This window comes from Pseudomonas sp. BJa3 (genome assembly GCF_026343815.1).
GTDB classification, from domain to species: domain Bacteria; phylum Pseudomonadota; class Gammaproteobacteria; order Pseudomonadales; family Pseudomonadaceae; genus Aquipseudomonas; species Aquipseudomonas soli.
The window spans coordinates 1-229 of sequence record NZ_JAOXMC010000614.1 but is presented as its reverse complement, the minus strand read 5'-3'; the positions used below and the strand labels follow the sequence as shown (position 1 = coordinate 229).

1 protein-coding gene is annotated in these 229 nt (G+C 65.5%); it reads right to left on the bottom strand.

The window, feature by feature from the left end:
• The coding region (locus tag OH705_RS29005; RefSeq protein WP_267303673.1) for a DUF1698 domain-containing protein at positions 1-229 on the bottom strand (229 nt) is incomplete at both ends.

Below are 229 nucleotides of genomic sequence, written 5' to 3'. Positions count from 1 at the left end.
CGCCCATGGAGAACACGGTGTCGAAACCTTCGAGGTTGGACGGCAGCTCTTCGAGGCCGAACGGCAGGTGCCACGCCGGCAAGTCCGGCAGGTATTGCTGCACGGCCTGGAACAGGCAGAAGAACAACCAGTTGGGGTCGACGCCGATGACCATGTCGGCGCCGGCGCCGAGCATGCGCCACAGGTAGTAGCCGTTGCCGCAGCCCACGTCGAGCACCCGCTTGCCCTT